9 protein-coding genes are annotated in these 16538 nt (G+C 38.6%); all 9 read left to right on the top strand.

Translation table 11 applies throughout. From position 1 onward, the window contains the following. Nucleotides 1-132 precede the first annotated feature (132 nt). The 9 genes from Q0093_RS11160 to Q0093_RS11120 all read left to right on the top strand — a co-directional run bounded on the left by Q0093_RS11160 (nucleotide 133) and on the right by Q0093_RS11120 (nucleotide 16397). Nucleotides 133-834 (top strand): iron-sulfur cluster assembly scaffold protein, encoded by a 702-nt coding sequence (locus tag Q0093_RS11160; RefSeq protein ID WP_009317717.1) that lies wholly within the window; start codon nucleotides 133-135, stop codon nucleotides 832-834. An 18-nt stretch (nucleotides 835-852) separates the two neighbouring features. After that, entirely contained in the window at nucleotides 853-1863 is a 1011-nt protein-coding gene (locus tag Q0093_RS11155) for a GGGtGRT protein (RefSeq protein WP_122337708.1), read from the top strand. Between the two features lie 580 nt (nucleotides 1864-2443). Then, nucleotides 2444-4807 (top strand): hypothetical protein, encoded by a 2364-nt coding sequence (locus tag Q0093_RS11150; protein WP_297930426.1) that lies wholly within the window; start codon nucleotides 2444-2446, stop codon nucleotides 4805-4807. A gap of 181 nt (nucleotides 4808-4988) precedes the next feature. Beyond that, the gene (locus Q0093_RS11145; protein WP_294178416.1) at nucleotides 4989-7664 is read left to right on the top strand and encodes a zinc-dependent metalloprotease; all 2676 of its coding nucleotides are present in this window, start codon (nucleotides 4989-4991) and stop codon (nucleotides 7662-7664) included. Nucleotides 7665-7865: 201 nt separating this feature from the next. Further along, entirely contained in the window at nucleotides 7866-10958 is a 3093-nt protein-coding gene (locus Q0093_RS11140; protein WP_297930422.1) for a SusC/RagA family TonB-linked outer membrane protein, read from the top strand. Between the two features lie 33 nt (nucleotides 10959-10991). Then, nucleotides 10992-12464 (top strand): RagB/SusD family nutrient uptake outer membrane protein, encoded by a 1473-nt coding sequence (locus Q0093_RS11135; RefSeq protein WP_297930419.1) that lies wholly within the window; start codon nucleotides 10992-10994, stop codon nucleotides 12462-12464. Nucleotides 12465-12489: 25 nt separating this feature from the next. Further along, nucleotides 12490-13368, top strand: coding sequence for a hypothetical protein (locus Q0093_RS11130; RefSeq protein WP_297930416.1), 879 nt, complete (start codon nucleotides 12490-12492; stop codon nucleotides 13366-13368). A gap of 28 nt (nucleotides 13369-13396) precedes the next feature. Beyond that, the gene (locus Q0093_RS11125) at nucleotides 13397-14848 is read left to right on the top strand and encodes a hypothetical protein (protein ID WP_297930413.1); all 1452 of its coding nucleotides are present in this window, start codon (nucleotides 13397-13399) and stop codon (nucleotides 14846-14848) included. Between the two features lie 67 nt (nucleotides 14849-14915). Continuing rightward, on the top strand, nucleotides 14916-16397 hold the full coding sequence (locus Q0093_RS11120) for a T9SS type A sorting domain-containing protein (protein WP_297930411.1): 1482 nt from the start codon (nucleotides 14916-14918) through the stop codon (nucleotides 16395-16397). The last annotated feature ends 141 nt before the right edge of the window (nucleotides 16398-16538 follow it).

The following is a 16538-nucleotide window of genomic DNA, read 5'->3' as shown; positions in this document are numbered from 1 at the left end:
TGATGACATTAAATTGATGTCAATTGCTCTGATTTTTCTTCAAGTATATATGTTGTTAAAATCGGGAAAAGTTCTAACTTTGCGGTGCTTATTAATGGCTTTAAATTTTATAAATAAAAAGAGCGAATTATTATGATCTATTCACACGAAGTAGAACACATGTGTGTTGTAAAAAAAGGACCTAATCATGGTCCGGCTCCTATACCTGAAGAAGGTAGATGGGTAAAAGCCAAAGAAGTGATTGATATTTCAGGCTTGACTCATGGTGTGGGGTGGTGTGCTCCGCAACAAGGTGCGTGTAAACTGACTTTGAATGTAAAAGATGGTGTAATCCAAGAAGCTTTGGTAGAAACTATCGGTTGCTCGGGGATGACTCATTCGGCAGCTATGGCTTCTGAAATTCTTCCCGGAAAGACTATTCTTGAGGCGTTGAATACCGACCTTGTATGTGACGCTATCAATACGGCTATGCGTGAACTTTTCTTGCAAATTGTTTACGGACGCACTCAGTCAGCTTTCTCTGAAGGCGGTTTGATGATCGGAGCTGGCTTAGAAGATCTTGGTAAGGGTCTGCGTAGTCAGGTAGGTACTCTGTATGGTACTTTGGCAAAAGGCCCTCGTTATCTCGAAATGGCGGAAGGTTATATTAAAACTATCGCTCTCGATAAGAACGATGAGATTTGCGGATATGAATTTGTTCACCTCGGAAAATTTATGGATGAGATTAAGAAAGGTACGGATGCCAATGAAGCTTTGAAGAAAGTAACTGGTACTTACGGACGTTTCACTGAAGAACAGGGTGCAGTTAAACATATTGATCCACGTCACGAATAATATAAGGAGGAACAGATAATGATTAGAGAAGTAAAATTTGAAAGTCAAGACCGTCGTATCAAACAGATTCTTGCTGCATTGAACGAAAACGGAATTAAAGATATCGAAGAAGCAAATGCTATCTGCGAATCTTATGGTCTCGATCCTTATAAAACGTGTGAAGAAACTCAGCCGATTTGTTTTGAAAATGCGAAGTGGGCTTATGTTGTAGGTGCTGCTATTGCTCTGAAAAAAGGTTGTAAAAACGCGGCAGAGGCAGCAGAAGCCATTGGTATCGGGTTGCAGGCATTTTGTATTCCCGGTTCTGTTGCCGATGATCGTAAAGTCGGTATCGGACATGGTAATTTGGCTGCAATGTTATTGCGAGAAGAAACTAAATGTTTCGCGTTTTTGGCCGGCCACGAATCGTTTGCTGCAGCTGAAGGAGCGATCAAAATTGCTGCAAAAGCCGATAAAGTACGTAAAGAGCCTTTGCGTTGTATTTTGAATGGGCTTGGTAAAGATGCTGCACAAATTATCTCTCGTATCAACGGATTTACCTATGTTCAGACTCAATTCGATTACTATACCGGAGAGTTGAAGGTGGTTAAAGAGATTGCATATTCCGATGGTCCTCGTGCCAAAGTAAAATGCTATGGTGCTGACGATGTTCGTGAAGGTGTGGCTATTATGTGGAAAGAAGGCGTAGATGTTTCTATCACAGGTAACTCTACCAACCCAACCCGTTTCCAACATCCGGTTGCCGGAACATATAAAAAAGAACGTGTATTGGCAGGTAAGCCTTATTTCTCTGTTGCTTCAGGTGGTGGTACGGGGCGTACCTTGCATCCTGATAATATGGCTGCCGGTCCTGCATCTTACGGTATGACCGACACTATGGGCCGTATGCACTCAGACGCTCAGTTCGCTGGTTCTTCATCAGTTCCCGCTCACGTGGAAATGATGGGCTTCCTCGGTATCGGTAACAACCCGATGGTAGGATGTACAGTGGCTTGCGCGGTTGACGTGGCTCAGGCTTTGAGCAAGTAATATAATACATTACTAATATATAAATCCCTGTAACTGTAATGGTTACGGGGATTTTTTTTGCTTTATTGTAAATAAAAATAATAGTGTTATTTTTTCGAACTCGAAATCTCGGGTTAATGTAGTCTTTCAATTAAAATAATAAAAGAATAAAAACATAATTCTGCATAAATGGTGTATATTTTATCATTTTTCTTGATAAAATAGCTGCTGTATAGCATATATTACACAAAAAAATATGTTTTTGATAAGAAAAGAAATAAATTTATTATATTTGTAGCCGTTAGGCTTGAATGTTTATGCCGGGTTAGCGTATTTTTATGCTAATATTTTATTATATATAAGGTGAATCGTCCAATTAATTGAACATTAATCTGGACGATTTTTTTTATTAAAGACATTTTTTCCATTAGCACTTAAGAAATTACTTTTCAGGACAATATCCACTTTTCCTCACCAACACAATATCTTTCTTCCACAATCCAAAGAAACGTTCGTTAATATAGACATCTGTAGATTATAAGGTTTTAATAGGATTCTGATAGTGTTAATTTTATTCTTAAATAACTAAAACTTAAGGCTTATGAAAAGATGTTTACTCTTATCTGCTCTATTGTGTGTTTTTTCTATTGCACATATGTATGCAGAAACTACTACGCCTTCTATTACATTGACTACGACTAAGACTGATGTGATAGAAATGAAATTTGGTTGTAGAACAGCTCATACGATTCATATTGATTGGGGAGATGGAAAACTTGTCGAAACGGTAGAAATTGCCGATTCAGCGACCGTTTATCCGACAGCTTCTTCTGCAGCAATTCATCCTACTGTTGTTACTGGAACTCCTGTAAATGGTGGAAAAATAAAGATTTATGCAGATGATATTAAGTTTTTTGTTATTGATACAGATCAACAGATTACTGAATTGGATGTAACGGGGGCAACAAATTTGGGATATATTAAAGTTAATGATAACAGTTTTACGACAATTGATTTATCGAAAAATAATCAGTTAGAATATGTGAATCTTGACGATAATAAACTTGAAACCCTTACTTTGGGAGATGCTCCTAATTTGACGCAACTTTTGGCAAGCGGTATGTCGATAGCCAAGATCAAGCTGACGGGATGTCCCAGTCTTACCAATGTAAATCTTGCAGATAATAAAATTACTACGATCGATGTAAGCGCTAATACTAAAATGACGTCATTAGCGTTAACGAATAATCTTTTGACTGATATCGACTGTTCAATGTGTGAAAGTTTAAAATTCCTTCGGTTGTCAGGGAATAGATTCGCTGCTGCAAATTCGGTAATTTTCCCGACATCGAGTGCCAATTTAACACAAGTTCTGTTGAAAGATAATTATTTTAAATTATCTACTTTGCCTGTTACGAAAGCTAAATCTTATACTTATTATCCGCAAAATCCGTATCCATCGCCTAAAGAAATAGCATTAGGGGGAACAGTAGATCTTTCATCCGAATTGACATTACAGGGATTATCCGATAAAGAAGAAACAACTACTTATAGGTGGATAAAGAAGGAAGACAATACGGTTTTAACATCCGGAACGGATTATACTGAAGTCAGTGCGGGTGTCTTTAAGTTTGATAAAGAGTTATCGGATACGATTTATTGTGTAATGTCAACTAATGCATTCCCTAAATTTACAGGTACTGCAAATTCTTACAAGACAGATCTTTCGGTAGTTGCTACAGAAGCTGCAATTACATTAAATACTACAAAAGTCGAAGAAGTGGAATTACAGCTTGGTTGTGCTACCGGGCATAAAGTGTTCATTGATTGGGGAGATGGGATTCCGGTAGAAACTGTAGAAATAAATGACTCTCTTGCGGTTTTCGGACAAAATACCATGAAACCGACTGAGTTAACGGGCACTTCGAAAGGAATGATAAAGATATATGCCAATGATGCCCTGTTTTTCGGTGCAGATGAGCAAGAGGTTACTTCTGTAGATGTGGCGAAAGCTGTTCAATTGGGAGTTCTTAAAGTTCCGACTAATAAATTGAAAGAATTGGATGTTACGAACAATGAAGAATTATATTATATCTATGCAGAAGAGAATGAATTATCTGTTTTAGATGTAACTCACTGCCCGAAATTATTTTGGTTGTCTGCAAATGGGAATAGCCTCGAAAGTATAGATTTGACCGCTTGTCCGGATCTATATAATTTGAATTTAAGCGAAAACCTGTTGTCAAGTATCGATCTTTCGGTATGTAATGATTTAGGGCCATGTCGATTAAGTAGCAATAATTTGGAGGAAATAATTATGCCGAGTGAAGGGGTTGCTCCTACAACGACATTGGATGTGAAAAATAATAAACTGACAATTTCTACTCTTCCTGAGAAAACTTTAGGAATGTCTTCAGCAAGTCGTCTTACTTATGCACCTCAAGCACCTTATGTGTTGCCGAAAGATATTACTGCCGGAACGGTTGTCGATCTTTCTTCCGAATTGAAGGCTTTCGGGGTGTCGGATAAAGAAGAGACTACGACATATACGTGGCGTTTGAAGACAGCCGGAACAGCATTGCAAAAAGATGTGGATTATACAGAAAAAGACGGTGTGTTCACATTTACCGGAACTGAACTTGCTGATAGTGTGTATTGCGTTATGGCAACGGCGGCTTATCCTAAATTTACGGGTACTGCAAATATGTTTAAAACAACAAATGTTCACATTACTGTTCCTGCAGGAGTAAACGAAAATACAGTAAGCGGTAGAATCATAACTACCGGAAACGGCTTGATTAAAGTGTTGAATACCGAAAATAATGATATGATCGAGGTATTCTCTTTGAATGGAGCTTTGGTAACAATGCGTAAGGCGTCCGAAAATGTAGAAACTATAAAAGTCATACCGGGTTCATATATTGTTAAAATCGGTAATAAACGGTGTTCGGTAATAGTTCCGTAAAGTTGAAAAATATATATGAAAAAACAGGGAGATCCCCGCTGAATTACGGGGAATCTCCTTTGTTTGGATATTAGAAATTGGAAATAGAGGAAAGGCGTGTTCTGTATTTTAGCTGTTTAACTTAACTATGAAAATCATAGAACATGTTTAGGATTAATAATTAAATTATAGGTAAGTGCAAATGAGAAAAGTTGGATTAATATTGCTGTCGGCAGTATTATTGTTCGGATCTCCCGATGTTTATGCCAAAAGGGGGAAATCCAAAAAGTCTAAAAAAACGGAAGTCTCGAAAGATTCTTCAGTGAAAAAAGAGAGTAGCAAGTACAAACGGACTTTTAAGACGAAAGCTTGTGAAACGGCGAAAGGAGACTTCCTTACATTACATTGGACTAAAGGGAAAATCTATTTTGAAATGCCGGTAAAATATCTGGGTCGGGAAGTTTTGATTGCTTCTACTATCTCAGGTGCGAGTGATACAGATCTCGGGATGATCGGGTACAAACCTAAACCGCCGATGTATGTGAAATTTGTCAAGATGGACAGTCTTATCTGTATGTCGAAAGTAAATGTCGCTCCTCGATATGATGAGGGTGATGCAGCTATGAAGAAAGCGATAGACATCAGTACTTTAGACCCTATTTTAAATACAATGCCTGTTTTTTGTTATAATCCGGATAGTTCTGCTGTCGTATTCGATATGACTACTCTTTTTACCGGGTCGAACGATCAGTTATCTCCTATGTCGAATGGTGGCGGTGTAGTAAGTGTCTCGGGTACTTTCAATTCTAAAGCATCGGCTGTGACGGGAATAAAGGCATTCGAAGACAATGCTTCTATAAAATCGTATATGTCTTATTCGGTTTCAACAAAATTGATGGGCATGTACACATTATCACAGAATGTTCCGGTGACATTTCAGGTAACACGTACGATTCTTCTTTTACCGGAGCAAAAAATGCGTCCTCGTGTTTCAGATTCACGAATAGGTATTTTTAATACAAACCGTTTGAATTTCGATAAAAATGAAGATTTTATCAAAACCTATTCGATGATTCACCGTTGGAATTTGCAACCTAAAGATACGGCAGCTTATTTACGTGGTGAATTGGTAGAGCCGGTGAAACCGATTGTTTTTTATTTAGATGACGCTTTTCCTGCAGCTTGGGCTAAAGGTGCGCGTATGGGTATTCTTCGCTGGAATAAAGCATTCGAAAAAATCGGTTTTAAGAATGTGATTCAGATTCTCGATTTTCCGAAAGATGATCCTAATTTTGACCCGGACAATTTAAAATATTCTTGTATTCGTTATGTTCCGGCACGAGTTATGAATGCTATGGGACCATCATGGGTAGATCCTTCTACCGGAGAAATTATCAATGCATCGGTATTGGTTTATCATGATGTGGTTAAGTTGTTAAACCAATGGCGTTTTGTACAAACTGCACAAGTAGATGAAAGAGCACGAAATAAGAAAATGGATGAGGATATGATTACCGAATCTATTGCCTATATTTTAGCTCATGAAGTCGGTCATTGTCTCGGATTTATGCACAATATGGCAGCATCTGCTGCTTTCCCGGTCGATTCTTTACGTTCGGCAAGCTTTACGCAGAAGTATGGAACTACTCCTTCTATTATGGATTATGCCCGTTTCAATTATGTTGCGCAACCGGGAGATAAGGGAGTTAAACTGACTCCTCCCGATTTGGGTGTATATGACTATTATTTAGTAGAATATGCTTATAAACCGATATTTGAGGCAAAAGATGAGATGGAAGAGATTCCGTATCTCGAAGCTATGATCGATGCAAAAGCCGGAGATCCGCTTTATCGTTACGGAAGACAACAAGTTTCAGGTCGTTACGATCCGAGTGCTGTGGAAGAAGATCTTGGCGATGATGCGATCAAGGCATCCGATTATGGTGTAAAGAATCTGAAATATATTCTTGCTCACATGAACGAATGGATAACAGATGAAATGGATCCGGATGGTTCGTACAGAGAAATGACTTATGAGAACTTGGCTAAACAATATGATCGCTATTTCCGCCATGTTATGTTGAATATCGGGGGGATTTATTTAACAGATCTGAAAGCTGGTACTCCGGGCGAAAGAGTTCGGGCAGTAGAAAAATCGAAACAAAAAGCTGCTCTTAAATGGGTGATAAACGAGTTGAAAAATTGCGACTGGTTAGACAATGAAGAGGTGACAAAGAATTTCGGATTAAGAGTCGGATTAGCTCCGATTATGAGATATTATACTGGACTTGAATTATTTAACTCATACAGCAATGTTATTTTCTCGTCTCATATTGCCGGTAAAGAGGGATATTCTCCCAAAGAATATTTTGATGATCTTTATTCTTTAGTTTGGGAAAGTGCCATAAAGAAGAATCATGTACCCGAATCGGATCGTATGTTGCAACGTCTTTTCTTAGAAAGAGCTGTGTATGTAGCAGGTAAAACAACCAAGCCTTTACAAAAAATGGGATTGACCGACGAAAATAGCGTTGCTGCCGCTTATGCTCCTTCTGTTGACGAAATTATTTCTATGGGACTGGATGAAAGCGGAGTTGTAGAACGCTATAAAGATGTCCTGCGTGAATTGGAAATGAAGGAAGGTTCAGGTGTTGTCGCACGCAAAATGGCTCAAGATGAGATCGGTTACGGTTACGGTTGGCAATATAGAGTAAATTTGAGAAGTATAGATAATTCGAAAGATCTGTTATTCGGTCAACTTTTACGTGTTCAATCTTTATTGAAGTCACGAATGGGGGCTGTCGATACCGATACAAAAGCTCACTTTAAAGCTATGTTGTACTTGATCGATGAAGCTTTGGATGCAAGATCTAAATAAATAGGTTTTGAACGGTTCGGAAGAAAATTTTTATTTTTCTTCCGAACCTGACCTTTTCCTAAACTATGCAAGATTTATAAGATTGTAGGTTATATAGTTCCGGATACTGAAACCTGAACCGATTCCGGATTCTAATTTTATGTAAAATAGTCGAATATGTTTTCTCCGAACGGAGAAAGATTATAAAAACTCAGAAATTATATGTTATATTACACTTTTGTTCTGAGACGGTGGTTAAAGAGAGTTTTGCTGTTATCTGTTTTAGTAATGGTAACCGGCTTAATAAATGCTCAAACCCCTCCTAAAAATGAAAATAAACAAACTTCAGATAAAAAAGAGCAACCTAAAACCCAGCGTGTTACGGTTATCGGTACGGTACTTGACAGTAAAGAAGAACCGTTACCGGGGGTTGTCGTGAAAGTAAGAGGAACAACACAGGCGGTAGCTACGGATGTTGACGGGCGGTTTATCATACAGATTCCTAAATCGGATAAAGATATCTTTCTCGATTTTTCGTTTGTAGGTATGTTGCCGCACTCTATCAAGGTTGTAAAGCCTGAACGAAAATTGATTGTTCACTTACAAGAAGATAATGTCGCTTTAAGCGAGGTTGTGGTAAATGGTTTTTTTGCGCAAGATAAGAAAACCTTTACGGGGACGGCTACGACATTGCAGCGTGATGATTTGTTGAAGGTTTCCAGTACGAACGTTTTGAAAGCGATTACGGCACTGACCCCTAATATGAAGATTGTAGAGAATAATGCAGCGGGATCAAATCCGAATGTAGTTCCTGAACTGATAATTCGTGGTGCTAACTCTTTGGCTATTAGTGGAGAGCAGGGAATTAATAATCCGTTGGTAATATTGGATGGAGTAGAGATTTCTATGGAAGAGCTTTATGATATGGAAATCAATGAAATAGAATCTGTTACGATATTGGAAGATGCTTCGGCTACGGTACTTTACGGTGAACGGGCTGCCAACGGTGTAATTTTGGTAGAACGTGTCAGGGCAAAGGATAGTAAAGTGCGTTTACGTTATAGTTTTACTCCGACATTTGCCTATGCCGATCTTTCTTCGATGAACTTGACCAATGCCGAGCAGAAATTGGAACTTGAACGTCTTGCCGGCCTTTATGATACCGATGACGGTTCTTTGGATCAGGCATACGCATATAAATTGGAAAATATTCGGAGAGGAATCAATACAGAGTGGTATAAAGCTCCGTTGCGGTTCGCCTTCAGCCATTCCCACTCTCTGACACTTACCGGTATGGGGCAAAACTTATCTTATTCGGCGGGGCTTAGCTTTAGAGATACTTATGGTATTATGAAAGGAGACTATCGTCGTAATTATGGATTCAATATAAATTTCGGTTATCGGTTGACTGATAAGTTGACTATCTCTTTTACCGGAAGTTATGGATTGGGCGGAAGTAAGAGTTCTCCTTATGGAGATTATTCCACATATAGTAAAATGAATCCGTATGAACCGATTTATGATGAATACGGGGAATATATCAAAGAATATTATTTCGATCCTTTCGATCCTTCCGGGTCAGAAAAAAAGATCGAAAATCCTTTGTATAATGCGACTTTATCGAGTTTTAGTAAAAATCAGAACCGGAATATGAAAAACTCGGTAATGATACGTTGGGATATCGTACCCCAATTCTATGTTACCGGGCAAATCAATTATTCTTCAGATTACAGCCAGTCCGATGTATATGTTTCTCCGGATGACTCTCAATATCTGTCAACGGTAAATCAGGCTGAGAAAGGTTCTTATACGATCTCCGGAACAAATAATTCGGCATGGGACGGAAAATTTACAGCCAGTTATAGAAAGCAGTTTAAGGATGTCGGATTTTCTGTTAATGCAGGTTGTTCAAGTATATCTTATAAATACTCCAGCGACTTTTCTGCGCAAGGGATCGGATTTATGAAGGATAATTTGAATGATATCAAGTTTGCTATGGGATATACCAAGAATGGAAAGCCGAGCGGAGACGAGAATATCAGTACGAGTGTAGGGTTTTATGGGAATACGACGATTGTTGTTTTAAAACGATATATTATAGACGGAAACCTTTCTTACTCGGGAAATTCTTCGAACGGTGCAAATAAGCGTTTCGGACCGTTCTGGTCGGTCGGCGCTCGCTGGAATATCCATGAAGAGAAATTTTTTAGAAAGAGTTGGTTGAATGATTTGAGCCTCCGTTGGAATATGGGATCTACGGGAAATGCCGGGTTTAGTGCAAAACAGGCGGTAACCCGATATCAATATGATCAGGATAATGATTATTATACAGGAGTCGGTGCTACCCCGATAAATATGGGAAATCCCTTATTGAAATGGCAAAAAACCTTGAAGAATACATTTGCGATAAATACTCGTATGTTTCAAGATCGTCTCTCGTTTAATTTCAGTTTCTATTTAGATAAGACCTTTGATATGTTAGTCCCTATCGATTTACCTCCTTCTGTCGGGGTATCCAGTGTAAAAGTCAATATGGGAGAGCTGCTGAATAAAGGACTTAGTTTTAATTTGTCGGGAAGAATCCTGCAAACGAAAGATTGGTATCTGAGCTCATATATTAACGGGTCTCATAATTTCGATAAAATAACGAAGATCAGCGATGCCTTGGAAAAAACCAATCAAGGAGGAGATACCGGGACTAAACCTAAACTTCTTTACAAAGAGGGCGGTTCTCAGTACGATATATATGCAGTGCGTTCTGCCGGTATCGATCCGGCTACAGGGCAGGAAATTTTTATTACCAAAGACGGACATTATACTTTGAAGTATAATGAAGATGATAAAGTCGCAGTGGGAAATGAAAATCCTATATTAAAAGGAAGTTGGGGAATGACATTGGCATACAAAGGATTCGGATTGAATCTTACTTCGAGCTATACGTTTGGCGGAGATATTTACAATTCGACGATTGCCGATGCTGTTGAGAATATTGATCCTTATTTTAACGTTGACGTCCGAGCTTTTACCGATCGATGGAAACAACCGGGAGACCATACGCGTTTCCTCGGATTGGGTGAGAAGAAAGAAACCTATCGTTCTGAAAGGTTTGTAGAAAAGAAAAATGAATTTTATCTGTCGAACATAACTTTTACGTATGAGTTGCCTAAGTCGTTTCTGAAAAAAATCAAATTGGAGAGATTAGTTGTCGGAATTGCTTACGACGATGTATTCAGAATTTCGTCGGTAAAAATGGAAAGAGGTACTTCATATCCTTACCAACGAAGTCTGAATCTTATATTCCGACCGACTTTCTGATAAACGTGTTGTCAATTTATTTTATCAAAGAATATGAAAACAATAAAATATATCAAACTCCTGCTTTGTATGACGGTATTGCCGTTGTTGTTGGCGAGTTGTGCAAATTTCTTGGATGTTAATCCGAAGGCGGAAGTGCTTGATAAAGATCTTTTTGAAACGGATGAAGGTGTTGAAGATGCTCTTTATGGAGTATATACGACTTATCGGTCTAATGAAATTTATGGGAAATATATATCCGTGCTTTATCCGGAGGCCATGTCTTTGAATTTTTCCGCGAAAGGCGGTGGTGGCTTAGATTACCTTGCTCATGCCGATTTTGAAAATGCATCTGGGCGTTCTTTATGTAATGCCACATGGAAAAAATCTTATCAAGCTATCGGTTATGTAAATAATATAATACAGAATTTGGAGGCAATCAGTCCGACAAAGTTCAGATATTATAATTTGTATAAGGGAGAAGCTTTGGGACTGCGGGCAATGCTGCATTTTGACTTGCTGAGACTCTTTGCCGTGGATTATAATGCTAATGACAGGGAAGCTTGGAATAAAGCTATACCTTATGTCACGCGTTACTCCTATGATATCACTCCATTTTATACGGTAGGTGAGGTATATAATAAAGTGATAAAGGACTTGAAAGATGCTGAAGTTTGTCTGGAAGAAGACAACCATTTAGTTCAGGCAGAACGGACTAATGTCGGCAGTTCTTTTACCGATTGTCGGATTATTCACATGAATCTTTATGCCGTTCAGGCATTGTTGGCGAGGGTATATTGGATGAAACAGGATATGGATAGTGCAGCTATTTATGCCAAGAAAGTAATTGACAGTCAAAAATTTCCGTTGATGACATCTTCTGATTTTGTTCAATTCGAGAGAGGAGTGTTGAATATGAAAGAGACGATTTTCGGACTTTATGCACCTACTTATGCTTCAAATTGTTATTCGATATTCGGAAAAACAGGTAGTACGGATATGTTAACGTTAAATCCTGATTATGAAAATTGGTATAGTGATACACAAGGACCTACACCGGAAGGTTCTGATTTACGTTTGTCTGCATGGTTCGGTTCTACACTTGAGGTAAGCCCGGCTTGTGTGAAAATGATCAATTCAATGTTTGATAGCGGTTCTACCGATTCACAATATTCAGGAGATTCATATCTTGGAGTAAGTTTGATTCGAGTTCCGGAGATGTATTATATCATGGCAGAGGCGTTGCTTGAAAAAGATCCTCAGCAAGCGACGGCTTATTTTGATAAAGTAATCGAATCGCGAGGCATGGTCAAATTTGCCGATCGTGTCGAGGGTGGAATTACAGCAGACGATATTTATATTGAACGGCGGAAAGAATTTTATGGAGAAGGACAGCAGTGGTTCAATATGAAGCGTTTGAAGAAAGATATTCAGATCAGCGAGTCGAATATTCTGGACGGTCGTTTAGATAAAAACTATAAAATGTTGATCCCGAATGATGAGGATTTGCGTGATAATTATGAGTAAATTCATTATAATATTGAGTAAAGATATGGACAGAATAAAAAAATATGAAACAGGAATAGTTGGGAGCTTTTTGCTGTCGTTGCTTTTGCTGTTCAGCTCTTGTCAGAATACGGGTCTTATGTATGATGTTTCTCAGCCGGGTACTGTGTACTTTGTAAAAACAGCATCGGCCGATGCTCCGGTGTGTTCGTTTGTTTTTGAAGCTGAGGATGAGATAACCTATGAAGTCCCGGTAAAACTGATGGGGATGCCTTGCAATTATGACCGGGAATTTGTAGTGACATTAAAACAAGATACAATGACTACGATAAAGGCGGGAGGTGTCAGCTATCCTGTCGAAACAGCCGAATTGGGAAAAGATTTCGATATGGGAAATTTGATTATACCCGCAGATTCTATCATGGGAAAAATCGTATTTACATTGCATCGTATTCCGGAGATGCAAAATACCTATCGAAGTGTGTTGATGGAAATCGGTACGAATGAAAATTTTATACCGTTATACGGAGATTATTATCGGTTCTTTATATCCGATGGAGATGTGCCTCTTCCGACATGGTGGAACAACGGAGGTACAGGTACGGGACTCATTGAAGGGTGGCAAATGTATGTCGGTAAGTTTTTCCCGGAGAAATTTAGGCTGATGCTTGAATATTATTGGGATATGGAAGAAACGCAACCTGAATTTTATGAAGAAGCTGTAAGTAAGTATGGCAAATATCTGGATAAAGAGGGAATTACAGCCGGGTTTTATCAAAAAGACAATCCTGCTGTCTGGGCTAAGTATGTTCTGATCCCGTTGTATGAGCATTACAAGGCGAACCCCATTCCGAATGATTGCCCTTTTGCCGAATCCGGCAATCAAGGCGAGTTTTGGCGTGATCCGGTTGCGTTGTATAGATGATATTATTTAATTGTAAAATATTTTTCTTATGCGGAAAATTAATATATGTTTTTTGATACTGCTGTTGTTGACAGGATGTTACGGTGTGGAAGAGCAAGAACTGACTCCGTTGGCAGAATTGACAATCGGTAATCCTACCGATGTGATTAATGCCGATTTGGGGATCGAATTGGTTTTTGATGCTCAGGTATCCAGTGCAAATGACCAAACGGTAAAATATGAATGGGCTTATGGCACTCCTGACCCGTCTTCTTCGGCTGTATATCCTATAAAAGGTGATCTGAAAGTAATCTCGACAGATCCTAACATAAGATATACGTTTACTCGTGTCGGTAATTATATTATGCGGTTGAAGATAGATAACGGCGAGTCTATTGTCTTCAAGTTCTATACTTTAAATGTCAATTCGGGGTTGGACGAAGGAATCTTGATCTTGAATACCGATGATCAGGATCATAGTTTGCTGACATTCATTAAAACCCGAACTCCGGAAGAGGAAGAAGAAGGAGCGCAGGAAATATATGAAGATATTGTCGGGATGATAAATCCGGGTATTGAAATAACAAAAGGCGTCGATCTTTATATCGCCAATAAGAATTCAGAAGGTAACTATCCCGATCTGGTCGTTTCTTCGGCCGATGACAAAGGCTCGATTATCAGTATGGATCCTCGGAATTTTGAATTGAAGAAAGTTTTAAAGGTCGAGGAACTTTATCCCGGTGTAAAATGCCTCAATTTTGCCGGATTTTCTTCGTCTGCCAGCGGTCGATATACGATGATGAACGGAACGGACGGAGCTATTTACCGGTATGACCTGTTGACAAATGATGTTGCACTTCGTACGGATTCGAGAAATTTAGGAGTCGAAAAAGCCTATTATGGTACATTTGATGACGATCATTATCATTTCTTCTATAAAGAATCGGTAATTTATGCTCCAAGCTATGCTAAGATCGATAGTACATCGGTTGCAAACGGATCGTCATTGACCGATTACAAAATCGTAAACATGGTTTTCAGAAGAAGAGGTTCAAGAGAATTATGGGTAATTACTCGTCGCAAGTCCGATAACAATATCGTATTGCACAAGATGTCTAGTACTTTTACTCAATATGCCAAACGGTTGGATTATGCTGAAACAGAACCTATGGCTATGGATGAAAATTCGGTAATGATTACCACACGGAGATCGGCGCAGATGTACTATAATTATGACAACAAGGTTTATCGTTGGGATTATGCATCCCGCATTCCGACGATAAATTCGAAGCCTGCTATTACTCCTCCTGCAGGAGAAGAAATAACGACTTTGGGACGCAGCTATGATGAGAACTATCTCTATGTAGGTACTTATAACCCTGCCAGATCAGGGAAAAAAGGAAGCCTGTATATTTACGATTTTGCAACCCAAAATTTGGTGAAGAGTTACGAAGGAATTGTCGATAAACCTGTAAAAATTCTTTATAAATATAGAATGTAAAAAAATATAAAATTAATCCGGTCGGGCAGAAAATTTTTTTTTGTCCGACCATAAAAATTGGCAGTGTATGAAAAAGAATTTACTAATTGTTTTGTTTGCCCTCTGTGCGTATAGTTTGTATGCCGACGGGCAGGTGGTGACTCTGGACAGCATTATGACCAGAGATGCGTATGACGATTTGTGGAAATCGGAAAAATATACTTATGACGAGAAACAACAGGTTGTGAAGTATATCAAATGGGATAATACGGGAAGCAGTCTGAAACAGGATAGTACCTTCTATCGCTATGATACGCAGGGGAATATGATCTTTCGTGAAAAATGGACATACCCGCGCACTTCAAAGTATCCCGGATGGAAAGGTTCTTCTCGGGAAGAGAATGAATATTCTGCAGATGGGAAACTTTATAAGGAAAAAAGTTGGAGCTATTTTCAACCGAATGCCGATACCGAAGGAGAATGGTATGCGAATAGTGGATATACCTATACCTATTATGATAATGGGAGTATTCATACAAAGTTGATGGCAAGTGGAGGCTATAAAGATGGTGCTCCACAACCTTATGCGGATAAATTGATGTATGTTTATACCTACGACGATCAAGGACGAGTGTTATTGGAAGAAGGTTTTGATAAAAATGCTTCAGGGGAATGGACGGAAAAGAGTTGCCGGAAGACTTTTGAGTATAGTAATGAAAGACTGAAAGATGCTTCTCTTGAGTTATATGAAAATTATGAAAATGGAGAGTGGATACCTTCCAGTAAATTAGAGCGAGAATTTAGTGTACAAGACAGTCTTGATTGTAAAACATATTGGAGTTATAATAATGATTCGAAAGCATGGGAAGGTTCGTCTAAAGAGGATTATATTTTAGATGATGCCGGAGTGACTACTGAACGTATGGATTATGAGTGGGAAAATGGAGAGTGGAAAGCTGATGTAAAAATGGAGTATGCTTACGATGATGCCGGACGAAAAATCTATTTTCATAGATGGATTGTTGAAGAAGACGATAATTTGAAGGACGATTCTGAAACAGAATATGGATATGATGATAAAGGTCGTAATAATATGACGGCTTATTATTCGTATTCAAGCGGTACAAGAAAAGGTACTACAAAATCAGTACAAGTTTTTAATGATAAAGATCAGGAAATTGAAAAAACTACTTATCAGTGGAGCACACTTGATAATAATTGGGAAGGGAAAAAGAAAGAAACCACTACCTATAATGAAAATGACGATATCGCATTTATAAAAGAAGATGTTTTTGACGGGTTCGAATATATGGACCAATATGTACATACATATTATTATACGGTTCATAATACCGGAGGTATTTCTGAAGCGAAGTCCGACACGATGAATTTTAAAGTTATGGTACAGACCGGTACTATACAAGTTGAAGTATCGGATGACAGCCCGGTTTCTTTTTATGACCTGAACGGTAAATTGATAAAGAGCAATAGTACGATATGTAGTTCTTTATCGGCGGGTGTATATGTCGTAAAAGTCGGTGTTAATACTGTTAAAGTAATAGTTCCTTAATTATTATTTCGAGAGGAAAAAACCGGATATATAAAATTTAGCCAGCCTCTTAGAGGCTGGCTAAATTTTGCTCGGGTCAGATTTGAGAGTTTCTTTCGAGGATATTTTTCTGTTTTCAGGAGGATGATAGCGGGCTATTTG

This window comes from uncultured Coprobacter sp. (assembly GCF_947855755.1).
Lineage (GTDB): Bacteria > Bacteroidota > Bacteroidia > Bacteroidales > Coprobacteraceae > Coprobacter.
Note: the sequence above shows the minus strand (reverse complement) of the source record. Positions and strands in the feature narration are given on the sequence as shown.

Coding starts and splice junctions, on each gene's coding strand:
- Q0093_RS11160 (WP_009317717.1), top strand. CDS start 133: ATGATCTATTCACACGAAGTAGAACACATGTGTGTTGTAAAAAAAGGA.
- Q0093_RS11155 (WP_122337708.1), top strand. CDS start 853: ATGATTAGAGAAGTAAAATTTGAAAGTCAAGACCGTCGTATCAAACAG.
- Q0093_RS11150 (WP_297930426.1), top strand. CDS start 2,444: ATGAAAAGATGTTTACTCTTATCTGCTCTATTGTGTGTTTTTTCTATT.
- Q0093_RS11145 (WP_294178416.1), top strand. CDS start 4,989: ATGAGAAAAGTTGGATTAATATTGCTGTCGGCAGTATTATTGTTCGGA.
- Q0093_RS11140 (WP_297930422.1), top strand. CDS start 7,866: ATGTTATATTACACTTTTGTTCTGAGACGGTGGTTAAAGAGAGTTTTG.
- Q0093_RS11135 (WP_297930419.1), top strand. CDS start 10,992: ATGAAAACAATAAAATATATCAAACTCCTGCTTTGTATGACGGTATTG.
- Q0093_RS11130 (WP_297930416.1), top strand. CDS start 12,490: ATGGACAGAATAAAAAAATATGAAACAGGAATAGTTGGGAGCTTTTTG.
- Q0093_RS11125 (WP_297930413.1), top strand. CDS start 13,397: ATGCGGAAAATTAATATATGTTTTTTGATACTGCTGTTGTTGACAGGA.
- Q0093_RS11120 (WP_297930411.1), top strand. CDS start 14,916: ATGAAAAAGAATTTACTAATTGTTTTGTTTGCCCTCTGTGCGTATAGT.